11 protein-coding genes, 1 tRNA gene and 1 pseudogene are annotated in these 15,786 nt (G+C 34.5%); 5 read left to right on the forward strand and 8 right to left on the reverse strand.

The genetic code is table 11. The annotated features are described in order from the left end of the window. From ACQ0RB_RS11505 to ACQ0RB_RS11525, 5 genes and pseudogenes are all read right to left on the reverse strand, one after another. A pseudogene (locus ACQ0RB_RS11505) lies at positions 1-124 on the reverse strand (metal ABC transporter permease); the annotation flags it as partial. A 125-nt stretch (positions 125-249) separates the two neighbouring features. After that, positions 250-984: a metal ABC transporter ATP-binding protein gene (locus tag ACQ0RB_RS11510; RefSeq protein WP_430498585.1), complete on the reverse strand. Its 735-nt coding sequence runs from the start codon at positions 982-984 to the stop codon at positions 250-252. Next, positions 984-1,892: a metal ABC transporter solute-binding protein, Zn/Mn family gene (locus tag ACQ0RB_RS11515; RefSeq protein WP_430498587.1), complete on the reverse strand. Its 909-nt coding sequence runs from the start codon at positions 1,890-1,892 to the stop codon at positions 984-986. The genes ACQ0RB_RS11510 and ACQ0RB_RS11515 overlap by 1 nt, the downstream gene beginning before the upstream one ends. Positions 1,893-1,895: 3 nt before the next feature. Then, positions 1,896-2,759: a transporter gene (locus ACQ0RB_RS11520; RefSeq protein ID WP_430498589.1), complete on the reverse strand. Its 864-nt coding sequence runs from the start codon at positions 2,757-2,759 to the stop codon at positions 1,896-1,898. Continuing rightward, positions 2,719-3,375 (reverse strand): metal-dependent transcriptional regulator, encoded by a 657-nt coding sequence (locus ACQ0RB_RS11525; protein WP_131506294.1) that lies wholly within the window; start codon positions 3,373-3,375, stop codon positions 2,719-2,721. Before ACQ0RB_RS11525 ends, ACQ0RB_RS11520 begins: the two co-directional genes overlap by 41 nt. Positions 3,376-3,498: 123 nt before the next feature. Between ACQ0RB_RS11525 and ACQ0RB_RS11530 the strand changes: the two genes are divergently transcribed. After that, on the forward strand, positions 3,499-5,526 hold the full coding sequence (locus ACQ0RB_RS11530; protein WP_430498590.1) for a S9 family peptidase: 2,028 nt from the start codon (positions 3,499-3,501) through the stop codon (positions 5,524-5,526). A gap of 373 nt (positions 5,527-5,899) precedes the next feature. Here ACQ0RB_RS11530 and feoB read toward each other — a convergent pair whose 3' ends face one another. The 3 genes from feoB to ACQ0RB_RS11545 form a co-directional block, all read right to left on the reverse strand. Beyond that, a complete protein-coding gene (gene feoB, locus ACQ0RB_RS11535; RefSeq protein ID WP_430498592.1) occupies positions 5,900-8,002 on the reverse strand; it encodes a ferrous iron transport protein B in 2,103 nt (700 codons plus the stop codon). Then, positions 7,999-8,229: a FeoA family protein gene (locus tag ACQ0RB_RS11540; protein ID WP_129759668.1), complete on the reverse strand. Its 231-nt coding sequence runs from the start codon at positions 8,227-8,229 to the stop codon at positions 7,999-8,001. The genes feoB and ACQ0RB_RS11540 overlap by 4 nt, the downstream gene beginning before the upstream one ends. A gap of 72 nt (positions 8,230-8,301) precedes the next feature. After that, complete coding sequence (locus tag ACQ0RB_RS11545) at positions 8,302-8,973, reverse strand: SCO family protein (protein WP_131506290.1); 672 nt, start codon at positions 8,971-8,973, stop codon at positions 8,302-8,304. 95 nt (positions 8,974-9,068) lie between these two features. On the opposite strand from ACQ0RB_RS11545, the gene ACQ0RB_RS11550 reads away from it, so the two are divergent. The 4 genes from ACQ0RB_RS11550 (at position 9,069) to ACQ0RB_RS11565 (ending at position 15,726) form a co-directional block, all read left to right on the forward strand. After that, positions 9,069-11,006, forward strand: coding sequence for a M1 family aminopeptidase (locus ACQ0RB_RS11550; protein ID WP_430498595.1), 1,938 nt, complete (start codon positions 9,069-9,071; stop codon positions 11,004-11,006). Positions 11,007-11,078: 72 nt separating this feature from the next. Continuing rightward, positions 11,079-12,422: an RIP metalloprotease RseP gene (gene rseP / locus ACQ0RB_RS11555; protein ID WP_430498597.1), complete on the forward strand. Its 1,344-nt coding sequence runs from the start codon at positions 11,079-11,081 to the stop codon at positions 12,420-12,422. Positions 12,423-12,496: 74 nt separating this feature from the next. Next, positions 12,497-12,570 (forward strand) — tRNA-Asn (locus ACQ0RB_RS11560). 102 nt (positions 12,571-12,672) lie between these two features. Then, positions 12,673-15,726 carry a beta strand repeat-containing protein gene (locus ACQ0RB_RS11565; protein WP_430498599.1) on the forward strand — a complete coding sequence of 1,018 codons (3,054 nt, stop codon included), beginning with the start codon at positions 12,673-12,675 and terminating at the stop codon, positions 15,724-15,726. Positions 15,727-15,786 lie beyond the last annotated feature (60 nt).

The raw sequence follows: 15,786 nt of genomic DNA on the forward strand, positions 1-15,786 counted from the left end.
GTTTTCGGAGTACAGCAAAACTACCCAACATACCAGTAACAGCACCAAGAATTGCGGTTCCAAGTGTGATGGTTCTTAAGGTGTAATCGTTAATTACGAGTTCTATGTATTCTAGAAAGTCTATTGGTATTTTGTTGTTAGAGGTTAGACATTAGTTTTTGTTTTTTCATTTTGCAATGTCACACTGAGCTTGTCGAAGTGTTGATGCGGAATCTATATTTTCTATTGTTCATTATTCATTGTCAATTGTTACTCTTGTATGCTCACTTTATAATTAATGCCGTAGGTTTTAGTCAGGTTGTCATCATTAAAAATATCCTTGACAGGACCTGTGGCAATTTTTTTCACATTCAAGAAAGTTACCCAATCAAAGTATTCAGGAACAGTTTGCAAATCGTGATGTACGACAATAACGGTTTTTCCAGCTTTTCGCAATTCCTTTAAAATATTGATAATGGCAATTTCAGTAGTGGCATCAACACCTTGAAAAGGTTCATCCATAAAATATATTGAAGCGTCTTGCACCAAAGCTCGTGCTAAAAAAATACGCTGTTGTTGTCCTCCAGATAACTGGCTGATTTGCCTGTTTTTAAAAGGCAACATACCTACTTTTTCCAAAGCTTCAAGAGCTGCTTTTTTTTCTTTTTGACCAGGACGTTTAATCCAACCTAAACTGCCATAAGTTCCCATCATTACTACATCTAAGGCTGTTGTTGGGAAATCCCAATCTACACTTCCTTTTTGAGGCACATAAGCAACCAAATCACGTTGTTTGTCGTAAGGTTTTCCATAAATAGAAACACTACCAGCAATAGGTTTTAAAATACCCAATATGGCTTTGATGAGTGTCGATTTCCCTGCGCCATTTGGTCCAACAATAGCCATAAGAACACCTTCAGGAATTTCTAAATCAATATCCCAAAGTACAGGTTTGTAGTTATAAGCAACCGTTAAATCATCGACTTGTACAGCTATTTTTTTCATTATTTCAACGCATTAACAATGGTGTTTACATTATACTCAAACATGCCAATATAAGTCCCTTCATTAGTTCCAGTATTTCCAAGCGCATCAGAATATAAAGTTCCACCAATTTCCACATTGTGACCTTTAGATTTTACTGCAGCTTGCAGTGCTTCAATAGTACGTTTGGGTACTGAACTTTCTACAAAGATAGCCTTAATGCCTTTTTCAATAATAAAAGCTGATAATTTTTGAACGTCTTTCACTCCAGCTTCAGTTGCTGTTGAGAGTCCTTGTAGGCCAACAACTTCAAAATTGTAAGACCTTCCAAAGTAATTAAAGGCATCATGAGCTGTTACTAAAACGCGTTTTTCTCTTGGTAATTCCTCAATCTTTAGTGTGATATCAGATTTAAGGCTTAAAAGACGCTTGTAGTAGTTTTGCCAATTTTCCTCATACAGTTGGGCATTTTCAGGATCTTTTTCTTGTAAAACCCTTGACACTTCACTTCCAAAGCTGATAAAGTAATCAATATTAAACCATACGTGAGGATCGTAATTTGAAGCAAAATAGTCGGAACCTATTAAGGTAGATTTGTCAATGACATGAGTTAAGGCAATTGGCGTTTTTCCACTTCGTTCCATTTTTTCAAAGACTTCAACGAGCTTACCTTCCAAATGCAATCCGTTATAAAAAATAATATCGGCATTTACCAATTTGGTAACATCGCCTTCGCTTGCCTTGTAAAGGTGAGGATCGACACCACTTCCCATTAATCCTTGAAGGTTAATATTATCTCCTCCAATGTTTTTAACCAAATCCGTAATCATGGTTGTTGTGGTAACCACATTGAGTTTGTTATTGCTTTTTTCGTCTTTTTTACAGCCTAATAATGTTACTGCTATTACAACAAATAGTATTTTTTTCATGGTTTATTTTTTTGCTCTGTAACTAAATCCTATGCCTAATAAAATGTCTTGTCCTTCAGTAATGCTAGTGCCTACGTAAGCGTCTAATTGCAGATCGTTAGATACTAAATAGGTCATACCAGCATCCCAATAGTGATTAGCCGAATGGTCTTCAGGTAAATCGCCATACACTTCAGCATAGATTCCAAACCTGTCTGTGATACTGTAACCATAAGCTAAAGTGTAAACACAAGTGGCTTCAGAAGAATCATTTCCCCATTCTACACCAATATTGTACCCTAAACTTGATTTTTCACTTAAGGTGTGTGACAATGAAAATCTAAAATCTACTCCTGTATGTTCTGGTCTATAGTCAGTTGAAGCACTAAAAACAGGAAACACATGACCAATAAGTGCAATTTCAGGCATTAATCCATTTTCTTCGGTAATATCCACTTTCATACCCAATAACAAAGGCGAAAATCCGCTAGTAATATTATCCAGTTTGTTGCCATTTACTTTGGAGATGCCTTCTACAAAATCCCAACCCAAGCGTAATTCCATGTTATCGAGAATTCCATAACGAATCAGCATGGTGTTGTAGGTATAGTTTTCGTTTTTTATGCTGTTGTTTTCGTAAGATTCATAAATTCCGCCAGTTTCAAATTGTAAAACACCTTTGCCAACGGTTGAAGACGACTCGGTTGCGTCTGGTCTGTCGGTTACTAATGGTTCATCGGAAAAGCTAATTAATTTCCCTTCTAGAGCAGAAACAATGTTTAAACTATCATTTTGTGAATAGACAGCACATGATAACATACCAAAAAACAAGGCTGTTATAATTGTATTACGCTTCATTGACATAGATAATGTTTGTAAAATCTTCATTTAAAAGAATAGTGTTAGTGTTGATGGTAATTTGTGTCATTTTGTTTTTACTGAACTGCTTTGTCACGACTATAGCGTTGCCATATTTTAAGCCATTTAATGCACAAAAATCAAAGAACTCTTTGTCGTCACTCATCAAACGTGAAATGATATATGATTTGCCTTCCTCAGCATTTGAAAGCGAAATAGAATGATCTTCGGTAGTTATTTCACCACGTTCATTTGGAATTGGATCACCATGAGGATCAAATTTTGGATTACCTAAATAAGCACTGATTTTATTTGCTAAAAAATCGGAGGTTTCGTGTTCCAACAATTCTGCTTCACGATGAATTTCATGTAAACTCATGTCAAAAAGTTTGAACAAAAATGCTTCCCAAAGCCTGTGCTTTCTCACGACGTTAAGAGCCATTTTTGTGCCAGCTTCGGTAAGTTGAAGTGCTTGGTATTTTTCATATTTCAACAAATCTTTAGAGGCTAATTTCTTAGCCATATCTGTTGCAGCAGCATTAGATATTCCAAGTTTTTTAGCAATGTTACCAGGTTTGGTATCATGATGATCTTGTATGTTGTTGTTGTAAATGGCCTTTACAAAATTTTCAATAGCTACAGACATTTATAATTGCTTTAAATTAAATTTAAGTATACTTAAATATTTTTCAAAGATAGCTAAAATATTTAATTTAGGAAGAGATTTTAATAATTAGTAACTTTCGCTTTTAATATTTAAATACACGCAATGAACCGTTTTTTAGTCTTCTTAATTAGTGTTATGAGTTTTGGATGTTTAACCGCACAAAACGAAAAAATACCATTTCAACCTTTAGATGTTTTTGAATTAGAATGGGTTAGTGACCCGCAAATTTCACCTGATGGTACACAAATTGTTTACCGAAGAAACGGATTTGATATCATGAAAGATAACTCTAGAGGAAATCTCTGGATTATTAATACTGACGGAACATCACATCGAAAATTAACCTCTAGAGAAGTAGGTGAGTCACAAGCAGCATGGTCGCCAAGTGGAGATCGAATAGCGTTTGTAAGTTCTACCAATGAAGGTGCCGAAATTTACATGTATTGGATAAGTTCTGGTCAAATTGCCAAATTATCACAATTAGAAAAATCACCAGGAAACCTAACTTGGTCACCAGATGGTTCACAAATAGCATTTACCATGTTTGTTGACGAAAAGCCACCTGTTGTAGCACAAATGCCATCAAAACCTAAAGGCGCTAAATGGGCTGAACCTGCACGAATTACAGATAGACTAAAACACGAAGCCGATGGTAGAGGTTATATGCCAACAGGCTTTACACATATTTTTATGATTTCTGCTGAAGGTGGAACAGCACGTCAATTAACATCAGGAGATTACAGTCATGGAGGAAGCTTGTCGTTTTCACCTAACGGAAAAGAGATTTACTTCTCCGCAAATAGAGTAGACGATTGGGAATATAGATTTAGAAATAGCGAAGTCTATAAAGTGGATGTAGATACCCAAAAGATAACCGCTTTAACTACTCAAGATGGACCAGATTATTCGCCAAAAGTATCACCTGATGGAAAAACAGTTGCATTTTTAGGGTATTTAGACAAAGTTCAAGACCATCAAAATACGGTTTTGCATTTAATGAATACTGATGGAAGCAACCGAAGAATTATTTCTTCTGGCTTGGATGAAAGCGTTTCAGATATTACTTGGGATACTTCAGGAAAAGGCTTGTACTTTATGTATGATGAAAAAGGAAATACCAAAATAGGTTACATTACAACCTCAGGAAAAATTTCAAAACTTACTGATAATGTTGGAGGCACAACCATAGGAAGACCTTATGCGTCTGGGTCGTATTCGGTATCAAATAAAGGTGTTATTGCTTACACGCAAACACGACCAGAATATCCTGCAGAATTGGCTGTAATTCAAAATAAAAAAACGCCAAAACTCATTACTGGTTTAAATGCTGATGTTTTAGCACACAGACAACTTGGTGAAGTAGAAGAAGTGTGGTACAAATCGACGTTTGATGGAAGGGATATTCAAGGATGGATTGTAAAGCCACCTTTTTATGATGCTTCTAAAAGCTATCCGTTGTTGGTTGAAAATCATGGAGGACCGATTTTAAACTATGGCGATCGTTTTACTGCTGAAATTCAATTGTATGCAGCAGATGGTTATGTGGTGTTTTATCCAAACCCTAGAGGAAGTACAAGCTATGGTGAGGAATTCGGGAATCTATTGAAGAACAATTATCCAGGACAAGACTATAACGATGTGATGGATGGTGTGGATTATTTAGTTGAAAAAGGCATTGCAGATAACGACAAATTGTTTGTAACTGGAGGAAGTGCAGGAGGAATTATGACTGCGTGGATGATAGGAATGAACAATCGTTTTAAGGCAGCAGTTGTTGTAAAACCTGTAATGAATTGGATTAGTAAAACGTTGGTTGCTGACAACTATTTTTATTACAAAGACACACGTTATCCAGGACATCCTTGGGAAAACTTTGAAAACTATTGGAAGTTTTCACCAATTTCTTTAGTAGGAAATATTGAAACACCAACAATGGTTATGGTTGGAATGAACGATTTACGAACACCACCTAGTGAAGCTAAACAATTATATCATGCTTTAAAGCTACGTAAGATAGAAACCGTTTTAGTTGAAATTCCTGAATCGTATCACAATATTGCTGCAAAGCCTAGTAACTTGATTAGTAAAGTAGCACATACTTTGGCGTGGTTGAAGAAGTATAATAAGTAATAGCTATTTTTTTATAAAACCCTTAATAGTAAATAAGAGTATTATTTCAATTCCAATAGAAAATATGATGTATAAAATATTTATGTTGAATTGATATCTTAAAATTAAAGCATACAAGACGAAACAACCAAAAATCATTAATCCAGACTTTAAATCAGATATAAAAGTGTCTGGTTTTGATTTGTAGTCAAAAAAATAAGCAATAAGAATAATTATTATAGCCAATTTAGGTTTTTAGCTGCAGCCACAATCACTGTTGCCACAAGATTTAGTTGTCGCTTTTTTTGGCTTCCAAATAAATTTTTTAACCAAAAATAATATAGCGATTCCTAAAGTAACAAAAACCAATATGTTTTGAATAGTATCGTTCATCTTATTTTAAAAATTGAAATGCCAATAAAGCAACAATATACGCAAAAGCACTCATAGTTATAAGTTGTAGCATTGGCCATTTCCAAGAATTAGTTTCTCGTTTTACTATAGCTAATGTACTCATACATTGCATTGCAAAGGCATAAAACAACAATAAAGAAATCCCTGAAGCTAGCGTGAATACTTTTGTGCCATCGTTGTGTGTTTCGGCAGCCATTTTGTTTTTTATGGTGTCTTCATCTTCGTTATCATTGGCGCTACCAACACTGTAAATGGTGGCAAGTGTTCCCACAAAAACTTCACGAGCTGCAAAAGAAGTGACTAGTCCAATACCAATCTTCCAATCGTAACCTAAAGGTTTAATTACAGGTTCAATGGTTTTACCAACAATACCTATATAGCTATACTCTAGTTTATGAGCAGCGATTTTATCATTCAATTCGTCTTCAGAAAGTTGAGGGCTTTCAGTTTTTACTATGTTTTCAGCGTCGTTAAATCGTTCTCCAGGACCATAAGAAGCTAAAAACCACAATACAATAGAAATGGCTAAAATGATTTTACCAGCTTCGAACACAAAGGTTTTGGTTTTTTCCAAAACGGTCAACCCTACATTTTTCAACAAAGGAAATTTATAACTAGGCATTTCAACCACAAAGTAAGATTTGCTCTTTATTTTCAGCACTTTGTTTAATATATAAGCTGAAAATATAGCGGTTAAAAAACCAATAATATATAAAGACATTAGGGTTAATGCTTGGTAGCTTAAACCTAAGAAACGTCCGTCTGGAATAACCAAAGCAATAATGATAACATACACTGGCAATCGTGCAGAACACGTTGTAAAAGGTGTAACCAATATGGTAATTAGACGTTCTTTCCAGCTTTCAATATTTCTTGCAGCCATAACAGCTGGAATAGCACAAGCGTTTCCTGAAATTAAAGGCACTACGCTTTTTCCGCTTAGTCCAAAACGACGCATTACACGATCCATTAAAAATACAACGCGACTCATGTAACCGCTTTCTTCTAGTAGAGCAATAAAGAAAAAGAGAAATGCAATTGGTGGGATAAATACCATAATACCACCTATTCCTGCAATAATACCTTCGGCTAATAAATTTGTAAATACGCCTTCAGGTAAGGTGTTTTTTACCCAATCGGCTAAAGTAGCAAACCCTTCATCAATCAAATCAGTTGGGTAAGCTGCCCAATTATAAACCGCTTGGAACATTAATAGTAAAATGGCAAAGAAAATTACATAACCCCAAACTTTGTGCGTTAAAATCCTGTCTAGTTTAATACGAAGGTCCTTAGCGTTTTTAAGGTTTATGGTTTGTCCTTTTTTAAGCACATTGTTTATAAACTGATAGCGCTTAATAGTTTCCTTTTGCTGAAGTCGTTTTAAATCGGCTTTACTTTTGGTTTTAAAATCTTCTAAACTATCAAACTCTTGTCTTTCAACAGTGCCAAAATTTACATCTTGTGTAATGACTAACCAAAGTTTGTATAGTAGCTGATCTGGAAATGCATTTTGAAGGTTTTCAAAATAGGCTTTGTCAATTTCAGAAGCGTTTAAACATCCTTTTGTAGATAGCTTTTTATAATCTGAAATGAGCGTTTTAAGCTCAGAAATACCAGTGTTTTTTCTGGTACTCACTAGTGCTATTTTTGTGTTAAGCTCTTTTTCTAAATACTCAATATCTAAAGAAATACCTTTATAATCCATTCTGTCAGACATGTTAATTACCAAAATAGTTGGTATTTCTAAGTCTTTAATTTGGGTAAATAATAAAAGGTTACGCTTTAAATTTTCAACATCGCTAACAACAACAGCTACATCAGGAAAATCTTTATCGTTTTTGTTTAAAAGTAGCTCAATAACTACATTTTCATCTAGTGAAGAGGCGTTTAAGCTATAAGTTCCAGGAAGGTCAATAATATGGGCTTTTACACCACGAGGCAGTTTGCAAACACCTTCTTTTTTATCGACAGTAATTCCTGGATAATTACCAACTTTTTGGTTGAGTCCTGTTAAGGCATTAAAAACAGATGTTTTTCCTGTATTGGGATTACCAATAAGCGCTACGTTAATTTGCTTACTCATATAACAATATCAATTAAAATATGAACAGCAGTTTCTTTTCTAATAGCTAAATGCGATCCATTAATATTCAAATACATTGGGTCCGAAAAAGGCGCTACATGTAACAGCTCTACACTATTACCAGGTAAACAACCCATCTCCAATAATTTTAAAGGAATATGAACAGATGAAACATCTTTTATAATTCCTTTTTGACCACGTTTTAAATGTGCTATAGTGTGTTGCAAGCTTATTTAGATTGATTTTAAAGAAGCAAAAATAAGAGAAATTTTTAGGGTAAAAAAATGCTTAACAAAAATCTAAGGTTTTTCCTGCTTTAATGTTTCAATGTCTTCTAATAATTGTGTAATATCTTCAGGTTTTGTGCCATCATAAAAACCTCTTATTTGGCGTTTTTTGTCAATAAGCATAAAGTTTTCGGTATGAATCATATCATACTCATCACCACTCCCAACGGTTTTAACTGCTAAGTAACTTTTTCTAGCAAGCTCGTAAATTTGCTTTTTGTCACCTGTTACCAAGTTCCATTTTTTGTCATTAACGCCTTTTTGTTTTGCATAGCGTTTTAACTGCGCAACAGAATCAATTTTTGGAGTAACCGAATGCGACAATAGCATTACTTCATCATCATCAATTATTTCCTTTTGTATTTTATACATATGGTCTGTCATTATTGGGCAAATGGTTTGACAGGTTGTAAAAAAGAAATCCGCCACATAAATTTTATCCTTGTAATCGTTTTGGGTTATGGTTTGTCCGTTTTGATTTGTTAGGGAAAAGTCTGCAATTTTATGATACTTTTTTTGGTGCTGAATAGTGCTGTCAACCATTTCATAATTCACCATTGCAGGTTGATAAATAGGAAGTACTTTTTTAGGTTTTAAAATAGAATAGAATATTGAAATTATAATTGCCGAAACGATTAATAAAACAATTCCGAAAAATTTGTATTCTTTAAAAAAAGACAGCATTTTGCTTGATTTTGAGGTGAAAACGTAAGATTTGAATGCAAAAATACGACACAATACCCATAAAAGTGGTATTTTTAACATGATAAATTAAAGCTATGAGAACATTTTTACCTTACCTGTTTTTTGTCCTTTCAATTACTGCTTTTGGGCAAGATTTTAATGAAACTTTGAACACTATTAGAGAAGCTGAAGCCAAAGCAGCACTTAACCAAATGTTCTACAGAGCAAATCTCAATACAGGTAATTATGATTTAAAATATCATAGATTAGAATTAAATGTTGACCCTTCAGTATCATTTATTTCAGGAGATGTCACTACTTATTTTGAAGCTAAAGAAGCATTAACCGAAATTACTTTTGACCTTGCTGATAACATGACCGTTTCGCAAGTGTTACATAATGGTAATACATTATCGTATACACAAAACTCTGATGACGAACTCATAATTACACTTCCTGCTGTACAAAATGCAGGTGTGTTGGATTCTTTAACGATAAGTTACTCTGGTAATCCCATAAGTTCTGGGTTTGGTTCTTTTGAACAAACAACTCATAATGGAGACCCAATAATATGGACATTATCCGAACCTTATGGAGCTAAAGGTTGGTGGCCTTGTAAACAAGATTTAATTGATAAGATAGACTCAGTTGATGTGTATTTAACAACGCCTCAATTTAACCCTTCAAACGAAGCTTATGTTGCTGTATCAAACGGATTGGAAATAAGTCAAACCACAAACGGAAGCGATAAAACCACACGATATAAGCATCGTCATCCAATTCCTGCATATCTAATAGCAATTGCGGTTACTAATTATGAAGTGTATTCGCATACTGTATCCAACAATGGTAACCCATTTGATATTGTCAATTATGTGTTTCCTGAAAACTTAGCAAGCGCTCAAGCTAGTACTCCAGTTACTGTTGATATAATGAATATTTTTTCTGATTTATTTGAAGAATATCCTTTTGCTGACGAAAAATATGGTCATGCTCAATTTGGTTGGGGAGGCGGAATGGAACATACAACGGTTTCATTTATGGGAAATTTTAGCAGAAATCTTATTGCACACGAGCTAGCACACCAATGGTTTGGAAATAAAATAACTTGTGGTAGCTGGAAGGATATTTGGCTTAATGAAGGTTTTGCGACTTACTTATCAGGAATTATAATTGATGAGTTAGACGGTAATGATGCTTTTAGAACTTGGAAACAGCAACGTACAAATTCCATTACATCAGCACCTGATGGAGCTGTGTATTTATCAGATACCGACACGTTAACTGTTGGTAGGATTTTTAGTGGTAGATTAAGTTATAATAAAGGCGCAATGGTATTGCACATGCTACGAAAAAAACTTGGAGATACTGAGTTTTTTGGAGGCCTTCAAACTTATCTAGTAGATGAAGACCATGCTTTTGACTATGCAAAAACAGCAGATTTTATTAATATTATCGAAACCACCAGTGGGCAAGACCTAACAGAGTTTTTTAGCGACTGGTTATATAACGAAGGATACCCTAGTTACACCATAAACTGTACGCAACAGTCACCTACAGAAATAGATATTGAAATAAGCCAAACCCAAAGTCATGCATCTGTATCGTTTTTTGAAGCTCCAGTACCTATTCGATTAATTGGGACTGAAGGTGAGACGCTAGATTTAGTATTGGATAACACAACAAACAATCAAGTCTTCAATGAGAACGTTAATTTTATTGTAGATACTGTTATTTTTGATCCTGAAGCCGATTTAATTTCAAGAAACAACACAGTATCATTGAGCATTAACGAAGAAGCATTCAATAATAAACTACTTATTTATCCGAGTCCAGTTTCTGAAACGTTAAACATAAAAAAACCTGACTTTTTACAAGTAGAAGAATTAAGGGTTTATAACGCCTTGGGTCAACTATTGTACAATAGCGAATGGACCTCCACAATCGACACAACTCCTTTTTCAACAGGATTACTTTTTGTTCAACTTCAAACCAACGAAGGAATAATTAATAAATCTGTGTTAAAAAACTAATGAATAGTTTACATAATGTTTTCAAAATGCGGTTAAAAAGTTATTTTTGTGGCTTAATTTTTTAAGAGATACATGGAGTTTGTAATTAAAATATCTCAATTTTTATTGAGTCTTTCACTTCTAATCGTGCTTCACGAATTAGGACACTTTATACCTGCAAAAGCATTTAAAACTAGAGTAGAAAAATTCTACTTATTCTTTGATGTAAAATACTCGTTATTTAAAAAGAAAATAGGAGAGACTGTTTATGGTATTGGTTGGTTGCCACTAGGAGGTTATGTTAAAATCTCAGGAATGATTGATGAGAGTATGGACAAGGAGCAAATGGCACAACCACCACAACCTTGGGAGTTTAGGTCCAAACCTTCATGGCAACGTTTAATTATTATGCTTGGTGGTGTAACGGTTAACTTTATTTTGGCTTACGTTATTTATGTATTTATTTCATTTGCTTATGGTGATATTGATATTACATCAAGTAGCGTGAAGGATGGTTACATGGTGACTAACCCAATATTAAAAGACTTAGGTATAAAAACAGGAGATAAGGTTATAGCTATCAATGACGAAGAGATTGAAACTGTATCACAAATAAGAAGAAAAATTATTTCTGCGGAAAAACTTACAATTTTAAGTGGTAGCGAGACTAAAGAAGTTGTGCTTCCTGAAGATTTTTTAGGTCAGTTCAGTTCTAGTGAAAGTAAGAGTTTTTTCTCGTTACGCTACCCTTTTATCTTAGAAAAAATTCCTGATACATCTATAAACGCTTCTGCAGGTTTACAACCTAAAGATGTTATTGTTTCTTTAAACGGAAAATCCTTAAAGTATTATGACCAGTATGATGCTATAATGGATTCATTAACTGCAACACACAAGACAATTGATGTTGGTATTTTAAGAGATGGTCAACAATTAACAAAGACGCTTAAGGTTGAAGACGGTAAATTTGAAATCAAAGCAGGAGGCGATCTTAATGACTTAGAACGCTTAGGTTATTATGATATCGTTAAGACCGATTACACTTTTTGGGAAAGTTTTGGAGCAGGATTATTAAAGTTTAAAGACCAAGTTGCTAGTTATGGCGAACAGCTTAAAAAAATATTCAATCCAAAAACAGGAGCATATAAAGGTGTAGGAGGTTTTAAGGCTATTTACGACGTGTTTCCTGATACTTGGAGCTGGCAAGATTTTTGGGCGCTTACAGCGTTTCTATCAATTATGTTGGGTGTATTAAATTTATTGCCAATACCAGCTTTAGATGGAGGTCATGTAATGTTTTTACTCTATGAAATGATATCAGGAAGAAAACCAAGTGAAAAGTTTTTAGAGCGTGCTCAAATGGTTGGTTTCTTCATTCTTATTGCTTTAGTATTATTTGCAAACGGTAACGATATCTTTAAAGCATTATTTAAATAGAAATATTTTTCAAATAAATTTGTTGAAATTAAAAAATAACATATATTTGCGCTCGCAAAAGCGAAAAGAAATACTCCTCCTTAGCTCAGTTGGTTAGAGCATCTGACTGTTAATCAGAGGGTCCTTGGTTCGAGCCCAAGAGGAGGAGCAAAAAAAATCCCATCGATTTCGATGGGATTTTTTATTTTTCACTGCTTACATTTTTAAATTGTTTCGATGTAGCTATATAAACCAAATAAAGCTATTAATTATGAAACGATTTTTACTGCTCACGCTATTGTGCATTTCAAGCACTATAGCTATTGCTCAAACCACTTGGACTGGTCTTGGTGCAAACACCAATTGGAATAACATAGATAATTGGGACACTTTTACAGTTCCAACTGCAACCGACGATGTTATTGTCCCTACTGGATTTACTGTTAATATTAATGTTTCTGCCAATGTACTGTCACTTCAAGTACAAGGAAATTCAACCTTAAACATAGGTACTAACCTCACTTTTACAGAAGCATCTAGTTTTTCTGCTGGAACAACAATTAATTGGAATTCAGGCTATATTACAGGAACTTCAACTTCGCTTACAAACAATGGAACAGTAAATGTATTTGTGAGTAGTGTTTTTCTTGGAGGCTTGACGACATTTATCAATAACGGACAGATTAATTTCACCTCAACAGGAGACATTTATATAGCTGTAGATGCAGAGTTGAACAATACCACAACAGGAACGATTTCCTTTTTGGCAAATGGAGGTAATTTTTCAGAATCTGGAAATGGCAACAACCTATTGACCAATGATGGACTTATTGTAGTTGACCTTCCTGATGCCAATCATCAAGTCTTTATCTATACTGAGTTCCAGAATAATGATGGAACAATTCAAGTCAATAATGGCATCTTGAATCTTAGCCACAATATTTTAGAAGCCCAAGTATTGGCCGATGGTACTTATAATGTGGCATCAACAGGTACTCTGGATTTTGACAGTGCCATAACATTAACAGGTAGTTTATCAGGAACTTTAGACGGAACTTTAAATTGGCGAGGCAACGCCAATGTAGCTTTAGATGATACAGCATCCTTTGATTTTACTGGAAATGCAATTGTAGATTGGGTTTCTGGAGCCTTAGTTGGTGGAGGTACATTGACCAACAACTCCATAATTAATATCGTTATAAATAACGTATTTATATATGACGCTTCAGCTTTGATTAATAACTCAGACATAAGATTTACGAATACAGGCGACATTTATATAGGCGTTGATGGAGTGGTTAACAATACCTCAACAGGAACGATTTCATTTTTGGCAAATGGAGGTAATTTTTCAGAATCTGGAAATGGAAACAACCTATTGACCAACGATGGACTTATTGTAGTTGACCTTCCTGATGCCAATCATCAAGTCTTTATTTATACTGAGTTCCAGAATAATGATGGAACAATTCAAGTCAATAATGGCATCTTGAATCTTAACCACAATATTTTAGAAGCCCAAGTATTGACCGATGGTACTTATAATGTGGCATCAACAGGTACTCTGGATTTTGACAGTGCCATAACATTAACAGGTAGTTTATCAGGAACTTTAGACGGAACTTTAAATTGGCGAGGCTATACCAATGTGGCTTCAGGTGATACAGCATCCTTTGATTTTACTGGAAGTGCAATTGTAGATTGGGTTTCTGGAGCCTTAGTTGGTGGAGGCACATTGACCAACAACTCCATAATTAATATCGTTATAAATAACGTATTTATATATGACGCTTCAGCTTTGATTAATAACTCAGACATAAGATTTACGAATACAGGCGACATTTATATAGGTGTAGATGGTGTGGTTAACAATACCACAACAGGAACCATTTCATTTTTGGCAAATGGAGGTAATTTTACTGAATCTGGAAACGGTAACAACCTATTGACCAACGATGGACTTATTGTAGTTGACCTTCCAGGTGCCAACGATCAAGTATACATTTATACCGAGTTTCAGAATAATGATGGAACAATTCAAGTCAATAATGGCACCTTGAATCTTAGCCACAATATTTTAGAAGCCCAAGTATTGACCGATGGTACTTATAATGTGGCGTCAACAGGTACTCTGGATTTTGACAGTGCCATAACATTAACAGGTAGTTTATCAGGAACTTTAGACGGAACTTTAAATTGGCGAGGCAACGCCAATGTAGCTTTAGATGAAACTGCATCCTTTGATTTTACTGGAAATGCAACAATTGATTGGACATCTGGAGCATTAGTTGGAGGAGGTACTTTAATCAATAACTCTACAATTGATGTGTTGGTAAACGATGTGTTTATACAAGAGATATCCTTGTTAACAAATAATTCCTTAATACAATTTACAGGTACAGGTAATATTTATATAGGTGAAGATTCTGAATTAAGAAATAGTACCATAGGACTTGTTGACTTTCAAGCAAATGGTTCAGGAATTTCACCATCAGGTAACGGAATTAATCTACTTAATAACCAAGGATTGGTAAAAAACACATCAGGAGGAAATGTGACTATTAGTGCTGAAACTGAAAATTCAGGAACAATTGAAGCGACATCAGGCGTGATGAGTATCTCTACATCACTGAATAATCAAATTGGAGGAAGACTATCAGGAGTTGGAACTATAAACCTACCATCAATAGCTAATTTAACAAACGACGGTAATGTGTCTCCAGGTTTGTCTCCAGGAACCCTAACACTTTCGGGCAATTATTTGTCTTCAAGTAATTCAGTTTTAGAAATGGAACTTAACGGACTTACACCTGATACACAGCATGACGTACTTGCTATTTCAGGAACAAACGTGATTTTTGAAGGAACTATTGATGTAACTTTAGGTTTTGATCCAACAATTGGTGATACTTTTACAATAGCTACAACGACAGGAACGATAACAGGTCAAAATTTAGAATCACCTGTAAATGTAACGGCTAATGGATACAATTACTCTTTTAGTGTATCGTACCCGAATGATAATTCAGTCGTATTGACATTGGACGATCGTACTTTAGGTTTAGACGAATATGCTAATATAAACGCTGCAATAAAAGTATATCCAAATCCTGCAAAAGATGTCATTTCATTAGAAAATAGCGGTAATTTTCAGTTGTTGGATGCTGAAATAATTGACATTACAGGAAAAATTATTCAGCGAATTGATTTAAGTAGTATGAATGTAACACAAACAATCACTTTAAGCAATTATGCAAGTGGTGTGTATTATGTAAGGGTTAATGCTTTAAATACTACAATAACAAAAAAGATAATTAAGCAGTAGTACGTTTTTAGTTAGTTATTTTGAAAAGGCTGTCAAATAATTTTGACAGCTTTTTTTATT

The sequence above is a fragment of the Gaetbulibacter sp. PBL-D1 genome (assembly GCF_050509525.1).
Taxonomy (GTDB): domain Bacteria; phylum Bacteroidota; class Bacteroidia; order Flavobacteriales; family Flavobacteriaceae; genus Gaetbulibacter_B; species Gaetbulibacter_B jejuensis.

Excerpts from the sequence above, each read along its gene's own strand:
- ACQ0RB_RS11545 (WP_131506290.1), bottom strand. The coding sequence starts at position 8,973 with ATGCTGTCTTTTTTTAAAGAATACAAATTTTTCGGAATTGTTTTATTA.
- rseP (WP_430498597.1), top strand. The coding sequence starts at position 11,079 with ATGGAGTTTGTAATTAAAATATCTCAATTTTTATTGAGTCTTTCACTT.
- ACQ0RB_RS11510 (WP_430498585.1), bottom strand. The coding sequence starts at position 984 with ATGAAAAAAATAGCTGTACAAGTCGATGATTTAACGGTTGCTTATAAC.
- ACQ0RB_RS11565 (WP_430498599.1), top strand. The coding sequence starts at position 12,673 with ATGAAACGATTTTTACTGCTCACGCTATTGTGCATTTCAAGCACTATA.
- ACQ0RB_RS11530 (WP_430498590.1), top strand. The coding sequence starts at position 3,499 with ATGAACCGTTTTTTAGTCTTCTTAATTAGTGTTATGAGTTTTGGATGT.
- feoB (WP_430498592.1), bottom strand. The coding sequence starts at position 8,002 with ATGAGTAAGCAAATTAACGTAGCGCTTATTGGTAATCCCAATACAGGA.
- ACQ0RB_RS11515 (WP_430498587.1), bottom strand. The coding sequence starts at position 1,892 with ATGAAAAAAATACTATTTGTTGTAATAGCAGTAACATTATTAGGCTGT.
- ACQ0RB_RS11520 (WP_430498589.1), bottom strand. The coding sequence starts at position 2,759 with ATGAAGATTTTACAAACATTATCTATGTCAATGAAGCGTAATACAATT.
- ACQ0RB_RS11525 (WP_131506294.1), bottom strand. The coding sequence starts at position 3,375 with ATGTCTGTAGCTATTGAAAATTTTGTAAAGGCCATTTACAACAACAAC.
- ACQ0RB_RS11550 (WP_430498595.1), top strand. The coding sequence starts at position 9,069 with ATGAGAACATTTTTACCTTACCTGTTTTTTGTCCTTTCAATTACTGCT.